We start from the raw sequence: 18,828 nt of genomic DNA on the forward strand, positions 1-18,828 counted from the left end.
GCCACCCCAATGACTGCATCCCCCGCCGCCCCCTCCTCGCCCACCCCCCATCCCATGCCCTCCGACCATGGTGTGGCTGCCACCCGCTGGGTGGCTACCGGTAGCTTGCTGGCCCTGATTGTTCTGTGCCTGGCGTGGGAGCTGGTGCTGGCGCCCGTGCGGCCTGGCGGCTCGTGGCTGGCCATCAAGGCGCTGCCGCTGTGCATACCGCTGGCAGGCATCCTCAAGAACCGCATGTACACCTACCGCTGGGTCAGCCTGGTGATCTGGCTGTACTTCACCGAAGGCGTGGTGCGCGGCTGGGGCGACAAGCCCCCATCGCAATGGCTGGCCTGGGGCGAGGTGGCCTTGTGCCTCGTGCTGTTCACCGCCTGCACCCTGCATGTCCGCGTGCGCCAGCGCAACGCCAAGGCAGCCGCTGCTGCGGCAGAAGCCAGCGCAGCGCCACCCGCCCCCTGATGCCCATGGCGCAGCCCTCCGCTATCCGATCAACCCACTGAACCCGTCGCTTCACCCATGACCACTTTGCTCGACACCCTGCGCACCATCGTCGGCCCCGCCCATGTGCTCAACGAAGGCGACCTCACCGCCTGGGAACAGGACTGGCGCCGCCGCGTGCGCGGCAAGGCCCTGGCCGTGGTGCGTCCTGCCAATACGCAAGAGGTGGCCGCTGTGGTTAAGGCCTGCGCAGCAGCAGGCACCGCCATCGTGCCCCAGGGCGGCAACACTGGCCTGGCCGTGGGCTCCACACCCGACGACTCGGGCACGCAGATCGTGCTGAGCCTCACCCGCATGAACGCGGTGCGCAGCGTGGACACCGACAACCTCACCATGACGGTAGAAGCTGGCTGCATCCTGCAGAACCTGCAGGATGTGGCGCAGAACGCGGGCGTGCTGTTCCCCCTGTCACTCGCGGCCGAGGGCAGCTGCACCATTGGCGGCAATCTGGGCACCAACGCAGGCGGCACACAGGTGGTGCGCTATGGCAATGCACGCGACCTGTGCCTGGGCCTCGAAGTGGTCACCGCCCAGGGCGAGGTGTGGGACGGCCTCAAGGGCCTGCGCAAGGACAACACCGGCTACGACCTGCGCGACCTGTTCATCGGCAGCGAAGGCACGCTGGGCATCATCACCGCCGCGACGATGAAGCTCTACCCAGAGCCCGCCGCACGCCTCACCGCCTGGGCCGCTGTGCCATCCATGGAGCACGCCGTGGCGCTGCTGGGCCTGGCGCACAAGCAGCTGGGCGCGGGCCTCACGGGCTTTGAGGTGATGGGCCAGTTTGCGCTGAGCCTGGTCGGCAAGCACATGCCGCAGCTGCGCGTACCCTTCCTGGGCGACGACAACGCGCCCTGGTGTGTGCTGCTCGAAAACTCCGACAGCGAATCCGAAGAGCACGCGCGCGCACGGTTTGAAGCCTTGCTGGAGACCGCGTTTGAAGCAGGCTGCGTGACAGACGCCGTGGTGGCCGAGAACCTCACCCAGGCCCACCAGCTGTGGCACATCCGCGAGAGCATTCCGCTCGCCCAGGCCGAAGAGGGCCTGAACATCAAGCACGACATCTCGGTGCAGATCTCGCGCATCCCTGCCTTTGTGGCGCACACCGATGCAGTGCTGCAGCGCGAGATCCCCGGCGTGCGCTTGGTCAACTTCGGCCACCTGGGCGACGGCAACCTGCACTACAACGTGCAGGCCCCGGCAGAGGGCGACCCCAAGGCCTTCCTGCGCGAGCATGAAGCGCATGTAAACCACCTGGTGTACGAGGCCGTGGCCGAGTTTGGCGGCTCGTTCTCGGCCGAGCATGGCATCGGCGAACTCAAGGCCGACAAGCTCGCCAAGTACCAGTCGCCCGTGGCGCTTGGCATGATGCGCGCCATCAAGCAGGCGCTGGACCCGCAGGGCATCATGAACCCGGGGCGGGTGCTGCAGGCCTAGGCCCACCGGCACGGGTCAATCAGCGCCAGATCAGCGCAAGAAATGCAGGCCGCCCAAGGCCAGCAGCTCGCGCATCGGGGGCAAGAGCCCCCTGCCAAACGCATCAGCCTCGTACATGGCATACCGCTCCAGGGCGCGTTGCTCGAAGTCAGGAGCGTTGACGGCAGCAGCCACCAGCAGATCGGGGTGGTAGTTCAGCAAGCGGTAGTCGCTGCGTTGGCGCAGGCCCACGAAGGGGCATTCCTCATCCGGCACGCTGTTGGCCCATCTGTCCAGATCCTGCAGGCTGTGCAGCTGGTCCAGCCAGTCCAGCACGGCCCTGTCGTACAGTGCCGCCAGCTCATCCCGGCGCGTGGTGGCACTGTCTGCGCTGCCCATGGGCAACTCGTAGGTCACCCCCCCAGCCTGTTTTGAGAACAGTGCAGGTGGCTCCAGGTAAGTGAATGGCAGTCTGCGCGTCTGCGCGAAGTGCTGCAGGGACACCCTAAAGGCCGGCCCGCCATCGCTATCAAGGGCTGCCTGCAGGTGAGAGGGCAATGAAAGGCGTATCCATACGCCGTGGTGCAAGGTGTCTCGCACCATGTCCGAGTACACCAGCGCCTCGCCCACAGGCAGCTTTTTCTTGAACCAGAATTCGCCCCGCACCTTGCGCCAGCCCCGATGCACAAACAAGGGCTCCAGCGATTGCTGCATCCAGCGGCTGCGAGCCGAAGGCGAGGTGTCCAGCTCAGGGAATGCAGGTATGTCTGCCACAGCTGCAGCAGATCCCCTCGGGCCCAACGCCTGCCCTGAAGGGATGTGCACCTCGCCGCTGTGCGGATCAAAAATCACCCACCCCAGCTGGCGAGCCACGCGCTCAATCACCGGTAGCACCACCTCCAGTTCGGCCACGGCGGGGCTCAGGCTTTGCACCAGCGCAAACGGGTCCGGCTCCGGGGTTTCAGACCAATAGTCTTCGGGCTCGCCATCCTGCGGCAGCCCGGCTGCAATGGCTTGCATCAGAGCACCTGCCGCCGGATCGGGGTTGAAGCTCAACTGCTGGCGCAGGTCACGCAGCGTGGCCTGCGCGTCGTCACTGGAGATAGGGATCGGATGGCGCCAGAGGTGCAGAACATAGCTCATGGTCGAAGCTTGGGGCACAGAGCCCGAATGCGGATCAGACGCGCATCGTAGTCCACCGCACCCGAGAAAACCGCGGGGCATGGCGGCCGCCGCGCACCTGCAGGCCCTTGCAGGGAAACAGTCCTCCGGCTCTAACTGCAAAATGGCAATATCGCTCCACAACATCTCGCAGCCCGCCATGTGTTCCGCCACCAGCATACGTCCCGTCCAGCTCGCCGACTACCCAGCCTGGCGCCCGCTCTGGGACGGCTACAACGCGTTCTATGGCCGCTTTGGCGCCACCGCGCTGCCGGAGCACATCACGCAAGCCACCTGGCAGCGGTTTCATGACGCGGCAGAGCCCATGTTCTGCCTGGTGGCGCAGGACGATGCCAGCGGCGAGCTGCTGGGCCTCACGCACTATCTGTTTCACCGCAGCATGACGCGCATCGAGCCCGTGTGCTACCTCAGCGACCTGTTCACCCGCGAAGCCGCGCGCGGCCGGGGCGTGGGACGGGCGCTGATCGAAGCGGTGTACGGCGCAGCGCGCGCCGCCCAATCTTCCCGCGTGTACTGGCAAACCCACGAGACCAATGCCGCCGGGCGCCAGCTGTACGACAAGCTGGCCAAGCACCATGGTTTCATCGTGTACGCACAAGAACTCTGACCGCCACCCAAGGCCCACCTATGACACTGCCTGATCTGCACAGCGCCATCGCCGAACACACCGGCACGGTCTTCTGCGAGCGCATCAACAAGCCGCAAGAGACCAAAACGGTGAATTTTCAGCACCACATCCAGCACCCCGCTGCGATGGATGCCCCCCTGCCCGGTGTGGGCCAGCTCGCCGCTTTCTACGCCACGTTCGGCGGCGTGCTGCTGTACCACGATGCCAACTCGGGCGACGCCGCCCGCTACATCGCCCCGCCCGCTGAATGGCCCACGCTGCAAGAGGCGTTCGAGGGCTGGACGGAGCACCTGAGTGACGAAGAACGCGAAGAGATCCTGCCCGACTGGATTGCGCACTGCCTGGTGATTGGCGAGACGCCGCACTCGGGCAACTACATCCTGATGGCGACCGATGGCGAGTGCGCCGGACAAGTCTTCGAGTTTGACCACGACGGTTATGAGTTCACCCACGCGGCTGACGACCTGGTGGACTATGTACAGCGCCTGCTCCATCTCGACAGCCCCACGCTGGCCAACATCGCTTCGCACATGCGCTTCATTGACAAGAACACGGGGGCCCAGTGGTGGATTCTGGAAATGAGCGACAACCAGGGCCACCGGGTGCGTACCGACGTGTGAGCTGCGGCAGGGGTGGGAGCACCCATAGCTATAAAAATGAGAGCTTTCAGCGCATATAAATTGGGCGCCAGAGGCCATTTTTACTAGAACATTCGCCCTCCCGTCCGTGACACGAAGGGCAACGCCACTGCAGAAAAGGTGACGTCACAACACCTTGCGCATTGGCTGTGCCTTTAGCCCCGCCCAGGTTTGCCCCGCTCCATGCGGCACATAGCCAAGGCGGCGATAAAAGGCCTCCGCAGTGCGCGTGCTCTCCAACCCCAAAGCTGCGAGCCCCACCTCGCGTGCATGGGCCTCCACGTGCTGCAGCAGGCCCCGCCCCACCCCTTGGTGCAAGGCCTCTGGCACCACATAGCAAAGCGCCAGCGTGGGCCGCGCCAGCAGCGCAAAGCCCACCATCGTGTCGCCTCGGTATGCCCCCCATGCTGCAGCGCCCAGCGCGGAGATCCACGCAGCCAGGTTCTCGGGCGTCTTGTTGGCCAGCCAGGCCATCAGGATGGTGGGGTCATGGCCGTGGTCAAGCGCACAGCAGTGGGTGATGGACTGGCGGATGACCGTGCAGGCGGCTTCTGCGGCATCGGGGCCCACAGGGATGATGCGGTGGGCTTCGGAGACTGCGTTGGCGGGCCTCATGCCGATGCGGCCCGCGACAAGCCCACCAGCAACACCGCCAGCAATGCGTAGAACAAAGATCCGGCGATGTACAGGCCGCTCGCAGTCACCACGCGTTGACCCTCGCGCCGAAACGACAACGCTCCGGCGGGAGCAAACATGCGGGCTTCCTGGTGGCGCACATGCTCCGTGCGCCAGCGCCCCAGGCTGAGCGCACGCACCAGCAGTGCGCCGGTGGCTATCAGCAGCACATCTACCGCAGACCACAACACCGCAACCACAAGATCAGTCATAGGCATCCCCGGCGAATTGGCGATGTTTGATCATAGACATGCCGCTCCCAGGGGTGCGGACACAAGCCCCATGTCAGCGCGGGTCTTGGGCGGCGGGATGCTGCTCGCTCCATGCGCGTGCAGCCCCCCATCCCGGCGGCACGCAGCCCTGCTCCATCACACACAGGCTGGCGCTGGCCAGCGCATGGCGCAGCGCCTGCTGGCAGGCGTCGGCCGTCAGCCCGTCCACAAACTCCGCAAAACTCGCAACCCCGGCGGTCTGCGACTGCCGCAGCAGATGCGCCAGCAGCCCTGCCAGAAAGCTGTCGCCCGCGCCCACGGTGTCCACCACTGGCAGCGGCTGGGCCTCTTTTGCAAAACACTGCACGCCGTTGCGGTGCAGCAGCCAGGCGCCTTCCGCGCCCAGCGTGAGCGCCAGCAGATGGGCCTGCGGGTTGGCAGCTAGCAGATGCTGTGCGCGGGCCAGGGCATCCACGCCGGGCACGGCCAGATGCTCCAGGTCTTCGTCGCTGGCCTTGATGATGTGGGCGTGGGCCAGCGCGGCGTGCACCGCGGTGCGGTAGGCCGGCAGGTCGGGCATGACGGAGGGGCGCAGATTGGCATCGACCACCACACAGCGGCCTGCGGCGCGCTGGGCGGCCAGCCACGGCAGGTAGATGGCAGTGTCACGCGCGTCGAGCGCCAGCGCGCCGGTGCACACCAACTGCAGCGCGGGCAAGGCGGCGCAGCTATCGCCCAGACCTGCGGCAGACACGGCACGGTCGGCCACGCCTTCGCGGTAGAAGGCGTAGTCAGGGTGGCCATGTGCGTCGAGATTGACCACGGCCAGTGATGTGACCTGCTGCACGGGCTCGGGCTGGGCCAGCACCACGCCGTCAGCCACCAGTTGCGCAGCCAGTTCACGCCCAAAACGGTCGCGCGACAGGGGGTTGAGGTACTGGGTGCCCACACCCTGTCGCGCCAGCGCGCGGCACAGGTTGTAGAGCGCGCCGCCCAGGCACGGCAGGTAGCTGCCATCGGGGCGGCGGATCAGGTCGATGAGGGCCTCGCCTGCAATGGCGGCGTGGATGGGCGCTGTGCCGTTGGAAATCGTGGATGAGGAAGTCATGGTGTTTTGGGAGAAAACAGGCAGCGCGTCAGAACTGCGATTGCAGCGCGGGGTACAGCGCGACAAAGCGGGCATAGCGTTCGGCCAGCTGGGCTTGTTGTGCGGGCTGTGGCATGAAGATGGCGTCAGCGGGCAAAGGCTGGCACCAGTGGGCTTCGTCACCACCGCAGGCCATGGCCGCCAGGCGCGCAGCCCCCAGGGCGGCTGCGGCGTGTGCGCCCTGCGGGCGCTGCAGCGGGGTGCCCAACGCGCTGGCCAAGAGCTGCGCCCAGGGGTTGCTGCGGGCACCGCCACCGACCAAGGCCAGGGCTTCATCATCCCGGCGGGCAGCACCACCCTGCCCGGCCCCGGCAGCACGCATGGCATTGAGGCCATCCAGCAGGCCAAAGCCCACGCCTTCCATCACGGCATAGGCCAGGTCCGCCGCTTCGTGCTCGGCCCGCAGGCCCATGAACACGCCGGTGGCAGCCGCGTTGTTGTGCGGTGTGCGCTCGCCACTCAGGTACGGCAAAAACAGCGGCGCCTGCGCCTGGCGGGTGGTGTTGAGGACGCTGACGGCGTCAGACAGTTGCGCCTCGTCGCCACGCCCCGTCAGCCGGGTAACCCAGCCAAACGCACTCGCTGCACTGAGCATGACGGACATGTGGTGCCAGCGCTGCGGCAACGCATGGGCAAAGGCATGCACGGCGCGCTCGGTGGCAGGCGCAAAAGCGTCCGTCACGCGAAAGACCACACCCGAGGTGCCCAGCGACACAAAACCCTGCCCCGCAGTGCGGGCGCCCACGCCTACGGCACTGGCGGCGTTGTCGCCCGCGCCAGCAGCCACGACGATGCTGTCACCGAGCCCCCAGCGGCGTGCCACATCGCTGCGCAGTGTGCCGGTGGGCGCACTGCCCTCGGCCAGCGTCGGCATGTGCGAAACATCGAGCCCACAGGCTTGCAACATGGCCGGGCTCCAGGCGCGCGCCTGCACGTCCAGCCACAGCGTGCCCGATGCGTCGGACATGTCGCTCACTGCATCGCCGGTGAGTTGCAGGCGCAGCCAGTCCTTGGGCAGCAGCACGGTGCGGATCTGGTCGAACAGGGCGGGCTCGTGCGTGCGCAGCCACAGCAGCTTGGGCGCGGTGAAGCCGGGCATGGCGAGATTGCCGGTGATCTGGCGCGAAGTGGGCACAGCCGATTCCAGCTGCGCACATTCGGCGCTGGCGCGGCCGTCGTTCCACAAGATGGCCGGGCGCAGCACCTGGCCCAACGCGTCCAGTACCACCGCGCCATGCATGTGGCCCGAGAGGCCGATGCCCCGCACCTGCGCCCACGCTGCGGGAGCCTGCGCGCGCAACTGCGCCACGGAGGTCTCCACAGCGGCCCACCAGTCGGCGGGGTGCTGCTCGCTCCAGGTGGGCTGGGGGCGCAGCTGGGGCACGGCGGCATCTACCGTAGCGACCACAGTGTGCGCATCGTCCAGCAGCAGGAGCTTGACACCCGAGGTGCCTAAATCGATTCCAAGGTACATGGGTGATGGACAGATGTCAGTGATTCACAGTGAAAGCCATGGCCCGGCCTTTGCCTTTGGCGGGCTGCGTGCAGGGGTCACGCAACAAGGGCCTCCTCCCGTCTCAGGGTGCAGATCCGGCCAGGGATCAGGAAGTCTTTCCAAACCTTCCCGCGCCCTGCTTGCGGTACTCGCTGGGCGTCATGCCCTTGATGTCCAGAAAGCGGCGGTTGAAGTTAGCCATGTTGTTGAAGCCCACGTCATAAGCAATGTGGGTGATGTAGCGCTCGGTCTCCATCAGCAGCTGGCACGCGCGGTTCACGCGCACCAGGTTCACGAAGTCGGTGAAGGTATTGCCCGTGGCGCGGCGGAAGAAGCGCGAAAAGCGGCTTTCCGTCATGCCCAGCTCTTGCGCCAGGTCGGCCGCCGACAGCGGGTCGGCCAGGTGGTCGGTGATGCGGCTCACGATGGCGTTGATCTGGTCGAGCTGGGTATCGTTGTCCTCGCTTTGCAGCTGCGTGCTCGACAGCAAGCGAAAGTCGGTGCAGCGCGCCAGGTCGCTCAGGAACTCACAGAAAGCGCCGAACCGGGCGAGCCCCTGACGCGCCTTGATGCGGTGCCAATGCTCTTGCGCCTGCGCTTCCATGCCAAAGAACTCCACACCGTGGCGCGCGCGCTCCAGCAGAGGCAGCACCTCGCGCAGCTCGGGGATGGTCTCGCTGCTGGCCACCAGCGGCGCGTGCGAGAACTGGATCACCAGGTCGCGCAGCGGCACGCCGCCTTCGGGCAGATCCATACTGATCCAGTTGTGCGGCAGGCGCGGCCCGGTCAGCACCAGGTGGCCGGGCTGGAACTGACCGATCCAGTCCCCCACAAAGACCTTGCCAGAGGTCGCGGTGATCAGGTGCAGCTCGTACTCGTCGTGGTAATGCCAGCGCGCCAGCGGCGTGGGAAACCCGTGCGACAGGCAACGGATGAAGCCCGCCGTCTCGGGCGACTCGTAGCCCAGAGCGGGCGAGCGCACATAGTCGTGCTCCAGCTCGGGCTTGGTCTGGCGCGGGGCGATGGGCATCTTCACGGTCATGGCGATAGTGGGCTCAAATTACACCAGCATCAGGCGCCTGTCCGCTCCGCCACAAAAGCCAACACGCGGGCATAGGCTTTGCGCAGCGCGTCCACCAGTTGGGGGTGGCCAGCCATCTCGCCCCACAGGGTCGTGTCGGCCGCATACGCCGCCACGGGGTCAGCGGCATCGCAGATGGCATGGGCCGCTGCGGGGTCCATGGCCTGGTCCTGGTAGGTGTAGGGGATCTGCCCCGCGTGCCAGCGCTGCAGGTAGGCCAGGAACAGCGCGGGCAGCATGGCCACGCTGTCGAACGGTGCGTTGCGCGCCAGCTTGTCGCGGACGGTGGGCGCGATCATGCCGGGGATCTTGGAGAACGCATCCATGGCCACGCGCTGATTGGTGTCTGCAATGGCGGGGTTGCCAAAGCGGTCCAGCACCACGTCGCGGTAGCGCTGCAGGTCGATGGGGCATGGCTGCTCTGGGGTGTGGAGCACCGGGATCGCGTCGTCGGTGACGTAGTCGTAGGCCATCTGGCGAATGGCCGCATCGTGTGTGCCTTCGTGGATGTACTGGTAGCCCGCGAGCGTGCCCGCCCAGGCAATGCAACTGTGCGTGGCGTTGAGCAGGCGGATCTTGGCCTCTTCATGGGCCTGCACCGACTGAACCATCTCGACGCCGACCGTTTCCCACGCGGGTCGGCCCGCGATGAAATGGTCTTCGATGACCCACTGGATAAAGCTTTCACCCATGAGTGCTGCTTTGTCGTCCCAACCCGTTGCAGCCTTCACGCGCTCGGCCACATCGGCCGTGGGGCGTGGCGTGATGCGGTCCACCATGGCGTTGGGGCTGGTGGTGTTCTGCTCCACCCACTCTTTCAGTGGCGTATCGCCCAGTGCCTCGATGAACTGCAACAGCCCGCCGCGCGAGCGGTCGCCGTTGTGGCGCAGGTTGTCGCAGTTCATCAGCGTCACAGGGCCTGCACCGGCTGCCCGGCGTGCGCGCAGGATGCTGACCAGGCCGCCGTAGATCGTGTGGCCTGCCTGGCCGGCCTTCACGGCCGCCAGATCGGCACGCAGGTCGGCAAACGTGGGCCAGTCGAGCTGGTTCTGGGCATCCAGGTAGTAGCCCGCTTCGGTCACCGTGAAGCTGATGATGCGGGTGGCGGGGTCGGCACCCATGGAAATCAGCGGGGCCAGGTCGTCCTGGTAGGGGATCACCCGCTGGATCGACTCGATGACGGTGTAATTGCGCTCGCCTTGGGGGGTGACGGTTTCGAGCGTATATCGCCCATCCTGCGCTTGCAGCGCCGCGATGGTGTCGGCCATGTCCGGGCGCAGGTTGCCGCCTGCGATGGCCCAGCCCGTGTCACCTTGCTGGCGCAGCTGGTGAACGTAGACGGCCTGGTGGGCACGGTGGAAAGAGCCCAGGCCCAGGTGCAGGATGAAATTCATGGTGCGTGACTGCGGGTTTCTAGAGATCAAAGTTCGTGGGCATCATCACGACGTCGCGGATGGTCATGCCGCGCGGGCGGGTGAGCATGAAGAGCACCACATCGGCCACTTCGGACGCCGCGATGAGGCTGCCGCTGGCCTTGGCCTCGGCGAGCTTTTCCGCGGGCCAGTCGGCCAGCAGCGAGGTGATGACCGGACCGGGCGAGATGGAACCCACACGGATGCCGTGCTTGAACACCTGGCGGCGCACGGTCTGCACAAAGCAGTTGACCGCCCACTTGGACGAGGCGTAGACGGGCTCCCACGGCGTGGGGAAATGCGCGGCCAGCGAGCTGGTGACGATGATGTCGCCCGTGCCACGCTCGATCATGTGGGGCAGCACGTTGTGCACGTTCTTCATCACCACGTTGACGTTCAGGTTGAGCATGCGGTCGATGGCGTCGGGGTCGGCATCCACCAGGTCGCCGCCCACATACAGCCCGGCGTTGGCGTGAAAGATGTCGAGCTGGCCCGCGAGCGCCAGCGTGCGCTGCAGCAGGCTGGCGCATTGCCTGGCATCGAGCAGGTCCAGCACCAGCGGCAAGGCGCCGGCGCCGATGGCTGCACAGGCCTTGGCCAGCGCTGCCTCGTCACGGTCGATCAGCACCACACGCGCACCAGCGTGGGCCATGGCTTGGGCACTGGCAAAGCCGATGCCCGATGCGGCGCCGGTAACGGCCGCCACCTTGCCTTGAAGTTCTTGTCCGGGGGGCATGGGAGCAGTCATGGCGGTCATGCGGTCTGGCGGGCCACCACGCGGCCGTTCGGGTCGAACCAATGGGCTTGCGAGGCATCGATGTCCAGGCAAACCGCATCGCCCGCACGCAGGCCTGTGCGGTCGTTCTGGCGCGCCACAAACTGCGCGCCGCTGGGCGTGCTCACGTAGATCAGCGTCTCTGCGCCCAATGCTTCCACCAAGTCCACCTGGCCCGGCACCGGCGTCGCGCCGGTGTTGCGCACCGTGATGTTCTCGGGGCGCAGGCCGATGGCGCCGCCCTCCGCCCCGGCGGGTGCCTGCTGCTGCACGGGCGATGGCAGCTGCGGCAAGGGCACCACATTCATCTGCGGCGTGCCGATGAACTGGGCCACGAACTGGTTGGCAGGCTTGTCGTACAGCTCCAGCGGTGTGCCCACCTGCTCGATGACGCCGTCGCGCAGCACCACCACGCGGTCGGCCAGCGTCATGGCCTCCACCTGGTCGTGCGTGACGTAGATGGTGGTGGCCCCGAGGTCGCGGTGCAGCTTGGCGATCTCCACCCGGGTCTGGCCGCGCAGCGCCGCGTCGAGATTGGACAGTGGCTCGTCAAACAGGAACACCTTGGGCGCGCGCACGATGGCGCGGCCGATGGCCACGCGCTGGCGCTGCCCGCCCGACAGCTCCTTGGGCGTGCGCTGCAGGTACTGCGTGAGGTTGAGGATGCGCGCGGCGTTCTGCACCTTCTCGTCGATCACCTGCTTGTCCACCTTGGCGAGCTTGAGCGCGAAGCTCATGTTCTCGTACACGCTCATGTGCGGGTACAGCGCATAGCTCTGGAACACCATGGCCAGGTCGCGCTTGCTCGAGGGCTGGTCGGTGATGTCGCGGCCGTCCAGCATCAGCGTGCCGCCGTCGGTGGCTTCGAGCCCCGCGATCAGCCGCAGCAGCGTGGACTTGCCGCAGCCCGAGGGGCCGACGAAGACGATGAATTCGCCTTTCTGGATGGAGAGGTCGATGCCCTTGATGGCGCGGTGTTCACCAAAGAATTTCTCGATGCCGCGCAGTTGAAGGTAGGCCATGGAATCTGGTTCCTGAAAACTTGATTGCGTTGGATAGGAAAGCTGCGCGTTACTTCACGGCGCCAAACGTCAGGCCCTGCACCAGCTGCTTCTGGCTGAACCAGCCAAACACCACAATGGGCGCAATGGCCATGAGCGACGCTGCAGACAACTTGGCCCAGAACAGGCCCTCGGGGCTGGAGTACGACGCGATCAGCGTGGCCAGCGTGCCCGCCTTGGCAGCGCTCAGGTTCAGGCTCCAGAAGGCCTCGTTCCATGACAGCACCAGGCACAAGAGGCCGGTGGACGCGAGCCCGCCCATGCCCAGCGGCAGCAGCACCAAGCGCACCTCCTGCCACAGCGTGGCGCCGTCCATGCGCGCGGCTTCCAGAATTTCGCGCGGGATGTCCTTGAAGTGCGAATACAGCATCCAGACCATGATGGGCAGGTTGGACAGCGCGAACACGATGATGAGCGCAAGCTGCGTATCGAGCAGGTGGCTCTTTTGCGCCAGCACATAGATGGGTACCAGCGCGCCCACGGCGGGCATCATCTTGGTCGAGAGCATCCACATGAGGATGTCCTTGGTGTACTTGCCCTTGAAGAAGGCCATGGCGTAGGCCGCAGGCGCAGCCAGCATCAGCCCCACCAGGGTAGAGACCACGCTGGTGATGACCGAATTCTTGGCGTACAGCAAGTAGTCGCTGCGCTCCTGCACCTCGTGGAAGTTTTCGAGCGTGGGGACAAAGAACAGCTGCGGCGGCACGGCGATGGCCTGCAACTCGGTCTTGAACGCCGTGAGGAACAGCCAACCCAGCGGGAAAAACAGCAGCAGGGCCACGCCCCAGGCAGCGGCGGTGCGCAGGGCCAGCAGGCCCAGCGGGAAGTTGGAGCGGCGTCGTTGTGTCGTTGTCATGAGCGTTGCCCCGTCTTACTTGTCAAGGTTCTTGCCGACCATGCGGATCAGAAACACCGCCGCGATATTGGCCAGCAACACTGCGAACAGCGCACCTGCCGAGGCCACGCCCGCGTCGAAGTTGAGCAGCGCCTGCTTGAAGATCAGGAAGGTGACGTTGGTGCTCGCATCGCCCGGCCCGCCACCCGTGGTGGTGTAGATCTCGGCAAAGATGCTGAGCAAAAAGATGAGTTCGATCATCACCACCACCGCCACCGATCGGGCCAAGTGCGGCACATACAGGTAGCGCAGCTGCTGCAGGTAGTTGGCGCCGTCCATGCGCGAGGCTTCCAGCTGCTCGTGGTTCATGCTCTGCAGCGCGGTCATGAAGATCAGCGTGGCGAACGGCAGCCATTGCCACGACACCATGACGATGACCGAGAACAGCGGGTGGTCGGTGAGCCAGTCCACCGGCGCTGCGCCAAAGAAGATCCACACCTGGGCGAGCACGCCGTAGATGGGATTCATCATCATGTTCTTCCACATCAGCGCGTTCACCGTGGGCATGACGAAGAACGGCGAGATCAGCAGCACCCGCACGATGCCACGGCCCGCAAACGGCTCGTTGATGAGCAGCGCAATCGCAATGCCGAACACCACCGTGATGAGAATGACGCTGCCCAGCAGCAGCAGCGTATTGACCACTGCCGTGCCAAACGACGGGTCGGTGACGAAATACTCAAAGTTCTCCAGCCCGGCAAACCCGGTCTGGTCCGGCTGCATGAGGTTGTAGCGGATGAGCGAGAAGTAGATCGTCATCACCAGCGGCACGATCATCCACAGGAAGAGCGTGGCCATGGCTGGCGTGAGCAGCAGACGGGGTAGCAGGCGGCGGTTCATGGGAATTCCGATACAGACTTACACAGCGCAGTGAGGCAAGCGCCCAGTGGGCGTAGCGAGCGGCCCGAGGTGGGGGTGCTGTACCGCAGTCGTACTCCCGTACGGCGAGGAACACCGCCCCCCAGATCGGGCCGCGCAGTAGCCCAATGGGTGCTTGCCTATTTGTAGTAGCCGGCCTTCTTCATTTCGCGGTCAGCCGCCACCTGGCCGGCCTTGAGTGCCGCGTCCACCGTCGTCTTGCCTGCCAGCGCAGAACTCATCTGCTGGCCCACGGCGATACCGATGGCCTGGAACTCCGGAATGGCCGCGAACTGCACGCCCACATACGGGCTCTTGGGCAAGGTCGAATCCGTGGGGTTGGCCGAGTCGATGGCGGTCTTCTCTGCGGCGGCAAAACGCGCGGCCTTCTGGAATTCCGGCGAGGCGTAGGTGCTCTTGCGCGTGCCGGTGGGCACGTTGGCCCAGCCGTTGGTCTTGGCCACCAGCTGGATGTAGTCCTTGCTGGTGGACCAGGTGATGAACTTCTGCGCGGCGTCGACCTTTTTGGAACCAGCCGGGATGGCCAGATTCCACGACCACAGCCAGTTCGCGCCCTTGGGCGTGTTCATGGTGGGCGCCTGGGCAAAGGCCATCTGGTCGGCCACCTTGGACTGCTTAGGGTCGGCCACGAACGATGCGGCGATGGTGGCATCCACCCACATGCCGCACTTGCCGGAGTTGGTCAGCGCCAGGATCTCGTTGAAGCTGTTGGCCGACGAGCCGGGCGGGCCATAGTTCTTGAGCAGGTCGACGTAGAAGGTGATGGCTTCCTTCCAGGGCTTGGATTCGAGCTGCGGCTTCCACTGCATGTCGAACCACTGGCCGCCGAAGGTGTTGACCAGCGTGGTCAAAAACGCCATGTTGTCGCCCCAGCCCGGCTTGCCGCGCAGGCAGATGCCGTACACGCCGTTCTTGGGGTCGTGCATCTTGGCGGCCAGGTCCTTGATCTGCGGCCAGGTGGGGCGCTCGGGCACCTGCACACCAGCCTTGTCGGCGAGGTCCTTGCGGTACATCAGCATGGAGCTTTCGCCATAAAACGGGGCGGCGAACAGCTTGCCATCCACGGTCAGGCCATTGCGCACGGCGGGCAGCAGGTCGTCCACGTCGTACGCCGCGTCGGTTTTCAGCTCCTGCAGCCAGCCCTTCTTGCCCCAGATGGGCGCTTCGTACATGCCGATCGTCATCACATCGAACTGGCCGCCCTTGGTGGCGATGTCGGTCGTCACGCGCTGGCGCAGCACGCCTTCTTCCAGCGTGACCCACTTGAGCTTGATGTCGGGGTTCGCCTGCTCGAAGTTCTTGCTGAGCTTTTGCATCTCGATCATGTGGCCGTTGTTCACGGTGGCAATGACCAGCTCGGTCTGCGCACTGGCAGCGCCGCACAGCGATATGGTCAAAGTGGCGGCCAGCGCAACGGCCAGGGTCAGGCGCCGGGGGGCGGCAACACGGGGGGAATGTGGCATCGGAATGTCTCCTTCGGTATTGGTATGGAATCTGCCGTTCAACGCCACACGCAGGCATACAGGGCATTGACGGACTGAACGATACCGATGCTGCCATGCCGGATTGGTACTCCCAGCTCCTGCAAAGATACTAATTTGCACCATCTAATCAGGATTTCTACCTAGTCATGTCAATTGGGTATCTATCCCCATCCACTCCGGGGGCTACAGACGCTGCAGCCTCTCACTGTTCGCTACAAAATACATAGCTGCAAAGGCTTATCCTTTCTGCACTACCAGCACATTGCGTTCTTGGCCATGAGAAACCCATACCGGGCCGCATAAAATCCTGCAGCGCTACTGCGTGCACCTGCCCCTGTATGGACGGATGCAGTACCAGTGCCTCGCTCCAATCCCTCTGTGATGAGCCCTTTGCCCTCCCCCATGACACAAGCCTTTGCCACCGCCTCCCGCCCCGTGCGCTCCCAGTACGAAGACTTCATGCGCCACGTGTTCACCCACGGCGTGGACAAATCGGACCGCACGGGCACCGGCACCAAGAGCGTGTTTGGCCACCAGATGCGGTTTGACCTGAAAGAGGGCTTTCCGCTGGTCACCACCAAGAAGGTGCACCTCAAGTCCATCATCCAGGAGCTGCTGTGGTTCCTGACGGGCTCCAGCAACAACAACTGGCTGAAAGAGCGCGGCGTCACGATTTGGGATGAGTGGGCGCGCGAGGATGGCGACCTGGGTCCGGTGTACGGCGTGCAGTGGCGCAGCTGGCCCACGCCGGACGGCGGGCACATCGACCAGATCAGCGACGTGATCAAAACGCTGAAAACCAACCCCGACTCGCGCCGCATCATCGTGAGCGCCTGGAACGTGGCCGAGCTGCACAAGATGGCGCTGATGCCCTGCCACGCGTTCTTCCAGTTCTACGTGGCCCCGGCGCAAGAACCCGGCGGGCGCGGCACGCTGAGCTGCCAGCTGTACCAGCGCAGCGCAGACATCTTTCTGGGTGTGCCCTTCAACATCGCCAGCTATGCACTGCTGACCCACATGGTGGCCCAGCAGTGCGACCTGGATGTGGGCGACTTCATCTGGACGGGCGGCGACTGCCACATCTACAGCAACCACCACGAGCAGGTACAGGCCCAGCTGGCGCGTACGCCCTACCCCTACCCGGTCTTGAACATCAAACGCAAGCCCGACAGCATCTTCGACTACGAGTACGAAGACTTTGAAGTGGTGGACTACCAGTGCCACCCTGCCATCAAGGCGCCCGTGGCAGTCTGACCACTGCACCAGCCAGCCAGCGGCACAGGCCCCGCTTTCACCCATAACCAATACAACGAGCTTCTATCTATGTCTTCCGGCGGATTCCACGTACATGGCCCCCACGACCACGCGGTCGAACATGCCACCCACGGCCACGATGCTGCGCACCACGGCGCGGACCATGGCGGCGGCTCGTCCACCAACAAGATCGCCATGTTCACGGCCATCGTGGCCACGGTGGGTGCCATCTTTGCCTACATGGGCGGCGCCACCCAGGCCAATGCGGGCCTGATGAAGAACGATGCGGCCATCAAGAAGACCGAGGCCTCCAACCAGTGGAATTACTTCCAGTCCAAAAGCACCAAACAAAGCCTGGCCGAGCTGGCCCGTGACCTGACCCCTGCCGAAGCCGAGAAGGTCAAATACCAGGCCAAGATCGACCGCTACGAAAAAGAGAAGAACGAGATCAAGACCGCGGCCGAAAAGCTGGAGGCCGATGCCCACGCCTTCGATCAGCAAAGTGAGGCCCAGATGCACCAGCACCACCGCTGGGCCCAGGCCACCACCGCGCTGCAGGTGGCGATTGCCCTGGCCGCGATTGCGCTGCTGACCAAGAAGAAGTGGCTGGAATACGGCATGTACGGCGTGGCCGCCGTGGGCCTGGGTGTGGGCGCGCTGGCGTTCCTGCACATCTGATCCCCTCCCCACTCACACACCGAGCGAGCCCCATGCCCCTGCACCTCATCTACGCCCGCGCGGCCAACGGCGTCATCGGCAAGGACAATCGCTTGCCCTGGCACCTGCCGGAGGATATGGCGCACTTCAAGCAGCTCACTCAGGGTTGCCCCGTGGTCATGGGCCGCAAGACCTGGGACTCGCTGCCGCCACGTTTTCGCCCCCTGCCCGGTCGCACCAACATCGTGGTGACGCGCCAGGCCGACTGGCAGGCCGATGGCGCCCACCGCGCGGGCAGCCTGGCCGAGGCCCTGGCACAGTGCGACGCTGGCAAGACCGTGTGGATCATTGGCGGCGCGCAGATTTATGCCGAGGCCTTGCCCCTGGCAGACTGCGTGGAGGTCACGGAGATCGCGCAGGACTTTGACGGCGATGCCTATGCCCCCGTGCTGGGCGCAGAATGGGTAGAAACCGCCCGCGAGCACCACGTGAGCACCAACGGGCTCCCGTTCAGCTTTGTGACCCGTGTGCGCCGCGCCTGACGCTTCAGCCCTTCCCTCATTCACTCACATTTTGATAGCTGCTGGCGCATGATCCACTAGCGCTACCGGCCAAAAACCATGCAAATTGCCACCTGGAACGTGAACTCCCTGTCGGTGCGCCTGCCCCAGGTACTGGCCTGGCTGGCGACCAACCCGGTCGATGCCCTGTGCCTGCAGGAGCTCAAGCTCACCGACGACAAGTTTCCGCACGACGCGCTGAAAGAGGCGGGCTACGAGGCCGTCGCCTTCGGCCAGAAAACCTACAACGGCGTGGCCATCCTGAGCCGCCACCCGCTGCGCGATGTGGTGCGCAACATCCCAGGCTTTGGCGACGAGCAGGCCCGCGTCATCGCGGCCACGCTGGACACACCTGAGGGCCCGCTGCGCCTGCTCAATGGCTATTTCGTCAACGGCCAGGAGCCGGGCTCGGAAAAGTTTGCCTACAAGATGCGCTGGCTGCAGGCGTTGCAGGACATGGTGCGCGCCGAAATGTCCGCCCACCCCCGCCTGGTGCTGGTGGGCGACTTCAACGTGGCCCCCGAAGACCGCGACTCGTACGACCCCGAGGGCCTGCGCGAGACCATCCACCACACCACCGAAGAGCGCAACCACTTCCAGGCGCTGCTGACGCTGGGGCTGACAGACGCCTTCCGCCTGTTCGAGCAGCCCGAAAAAAGCTACTCGTGGTGGGACTACCGCATGCTGGGCTTTCAGAAAAACCGGGGCCTGCGCATCGACCACATCCTGGTGAGCGAAGCGCTCAAGCCCACGGTGACGGCCTGCGTGGTGGACCGCGCTCCGCGCAAGAACCCGCAGCCCAGCGACCACGCCCCGGTGGTGGTCACCATGGGGGCCTGATACCCCCGAGCGGCACAGACGCAGCAGTCGCAACGGACG

20 protein-coding genes are annotated in these 18,828 nt (G+C 65.2%); 8 read left to right on the forward strand and 12 right to left on the reverse strand.

All coding sequences use genetic code 11. The features are described from left to right. Positions 1-9 precede the first annotated feature (9 nt). The gene (locus AC1Q64_RS02300; protein ID WP_492250294.1) at positions 10-459 is read left to right on the forward strand and encodes a DUF2069 domain-containing protein; all 450 of its coding nucleotides are present in this window, start codon (positions 10-12) and stop codon (positions 457-459) included. A gap of 57 nt (positions 460-516) precedes the next feature. Then, on the forward strand, positions 517-1,935 hold the full coding sequence (locus AC1Q64_RS02305; protein ID WP_492250295.1) for an FAD-binding oxidoreductase: 1,419 nt from the start codon (positions 517-519) through the stop codon (positions 1,933-1,935). A gap of 30 nt (positions 1,936-1,965) precedes the next feature. Here AC1Q64_RS02305 and AC1Q64_RS02310 read toward each other — a convergent pair whose 3' ends face one another. Next, positions 1,966-3,057, reverse strand: coding sequence for a hypothetical protein (locus AC1Q64_RS02310; RefSeq protein ID WP_492250296.1), 1,092 nt, complete (start codon positions 3,055-3,057; stop codon positions 1,966-1,968). A 178-nt stretch (positions 3,058-3,235) separates the two neighbouring features. On the opposite strand from AC1Q64_RS02310, the gene AC1Q64_RS02315 reads away from it, so the two are divergent. Both AC1Q64_RS02315 and AC1Q64_RS02320 read left to right on the forward strand, forming a co-directional pair. After that, positions 3,236-3,703: a GNAT family N-acetyltransferase gene (locus tag AC1Q64_RS02315; RefSeq protein ID WP_492250297.1), complete on the forward strand. Its 468-nt coding sequence runs from the start codon at positions 3,236-3,238 to the stop codon at positions 3,701-3,703. A 20-nt stretch (positions 3,704-3,723) separates the two neighbouring features. Further along, positions 3,724-4,344 carry an SMI1/KNR4 family protein gene (locus AC1Q64_RS02320; protein WP_492250298.1) on the forward strand — a complete coding sequence of 207 codons (621 nt, stop codon included), beginning with the start codon at positions 3,724-3,726 and terminating at the stop codon, positions 4,342-4,344. 144 nt (positions 4,345-4,488) lie between these two features. Here AC1Q64_RS02320 and AC1Q64_RS02325 read toward each other — a convergent pair whose 3' ends face one another. From AC1Q64_RS02325 to AC1Q64_RS02375, 11 genes are all read right to left on the reverse strand, one after another. Continuing rightward, positions 4,489-4,977: a GNAT family N-acetyltransferase gene (locus AC1Q64_RS02325; RefSeq protein ID WP_492250299.1), complete on the reverse strand. Its 489-nt coding sequence runs from the start codon at positions 4,975-4,977 to the stop codon at positions 4,489-4,491. Further along, positions 4,974-5,249: a hypothetical protein gene (locus tag AC1Q64_RS02330; RefSeq protein ID WP_492250300.1), complete on the reverse strand. Its 276-nt coding sequence runs from the start codon at positions 5,247-5,249 to the stop codon at positions 4,974-4,976. The genes AC1Q64_RS02325 and AC1Q64_RS02330 overlap by 4 nt, the downstream gene beginning before the upstream one ends. 73 nt (positions 5,250-5,322) lie before the next feature. After that, positions 5,323-6,357: a PfkB family carbohydrate kinase gene (locus tag AC1Q64_RS02335; RefSeq protein ID WP_492250301.1), complete on the reverse strand. Its 1,035-nt coding sequence runs from the start codon at positions 6,355-6,357 to the stop codon at positions 5,323-5,325. 28 nt (positions 6,358-6,385) lie between these two features. Beyond that, complete coding sequence (gene xylB / locus AC1Q64_RS02340) at positions 6,386-7,870, reverse strand: xylulokinase (protein WP_492250302.1); 1,485 nt, start codon at positions 7,868-7,870, stop codon at positions 6,386-6,388. Positions 7,871-7,997: 127 nt separating this feature from the next. Continuing rightward, the gene (locus tag AC1Q64_RS02345) at positions 7,998-8,933 is read right to left on the reverse strand and encodes an AraC family transcriptional regulator (RefSeq protein ID WP_260666958.1); all 936 of its coding nucleotides are present in this window, start codon (positions 8,931-8,933) and stop codon (positions 7,998-8,000) included. Positions 8,934-8,962: 29 nt separating this feature from the next. Further along, positions 8,963-10,366, reverse strand: coding sequence for a D-arabinitol 4-dehydrogenase (gene dalD, locus AC1Q64_RS02350; RefSeq protein WP_492250303.1), 1,404 nt, complete (start codon positions 10,364-10,366; stop codon positions 8,963-8,965). A gap of 19 nt (positions 10,367-10,385) precedes the next feature. Next, entirely contained in the window at positions 10,386-11,120 is a 735-nt protein-coding gene (locus AC1Q64_RS02355) for an SDR family oxidoreductase (RefSeq protein WP_492250304.1), read from the reverse strand. A gap of 17 nt (positions 11,121-11,137) precedes the next feature. After that, positions 11,138-12,181 (reverse strand): ABC transporter ATP-binding protein, encoded by a 1,044-nt coding sequence (locus AC1Q64_RS02360; protein WP_492250305.1) that lies wholly within the window; start codon positions 12,179-12,181, stop codon positions 11,138-11,140. 49 nt (positions 12,182-12,230) lie between these two features. Further along, positions 12,231-13,076, reverse strand: a complete 846-nt coding sequence (locus tag AC1Q64_RS02365) for a carbohydrate ABC transporter permease (RefSeq protein WP_069105337.1) — start codon at positions 13,074-13,076, stop codon at positions 12,231-12,233. 15 nt (positions 13,077-13,091) lie between these two features. Next, entirely contained in the window at positions 13,092-13,955 is an 864-nt protein-coding gene (locus tag AC1Q64_RS02370; RefSeq protein ID WP_492250306.1) for a carbohydrate ABC transporter permease, read from the reverse strand. 158 nt (positions 13,956-14,113) lie between these two features. After that, on the reverse strand, positions 14,114-15,457 hold the full coding sequence (locus AC1Q64_RS02375; RefSeq protein WP_492250307.1) for an ABC transporter substrate-binding protein: 1,344 nt from the start codon (positions 15,455-15,457) through the stop codon (positions 14,114-14,116). Between the two features lie 423 nt (positions 15,458-15,880). Between AC1Q64_RS02375 and AC1Q64_RS02380 the strand changes: the two genes are divergently transcribed. The 4 genes from AC1Q64_RS02380 (at position 15,881) to xth (ending at position 18,789) form a co-directional block, all read left to right on the forward strand. After that, positions 15,881-16,732 (forward strand): thymidylate synthase, encoded by an 852-nt coding sequence (locus AC1Q64_RS02380; RefSeq protein WP_291438872.1) that lies wholly within the window; start codon positions 15,881-15,883, stop codon positions 16,730-16,732. A 69-nt stretch (positions 16,733-16,801) separates the two neighbouring features. Next, a complete protein-coding gene (locus AC1Q64_RS02385; RefSeq protein WP_056743682.1) occupies positions 16,802-17,410 on the forward strand; it encodes a DUF4337 domain-containing protein in 609 nt (202 codons plus the stop codon). 32 nt (positions 17,411-17,442) lie between these two features. Then, positions 17,443-17,931 (forward strand): dihydrofolate reductase, encoded by a 489-nt coding sequence (locus AC1Q64_RS02390; protein ID WP_492250308.1) that lies wholly within the window; start codon positions 17,443-17,445, stop codon positions 17,929-17,931. A gap of 78 nt (positions 17,932-18,009) precedes the next feature. Continuing rightward, on the forward strand, positions 18,010-18,789 hold the full coding sequence (gene xth, locus AC1Q64_RS02395) for an exodeoxyribonuclease III (RefSeq protein ID WP_492250309.1): 780 nt from the start codon (positions 18,010-18,012) through the stop codon (positions 18,787-18,789). The last annotated feature ends 39 nt before the right edge of the window (positions 18,790-18,828 follow it).

The sequence above is a fragment of the Acidovorax sp. GW835-FHT14G06 genome, from assembly GCF_058793595.1.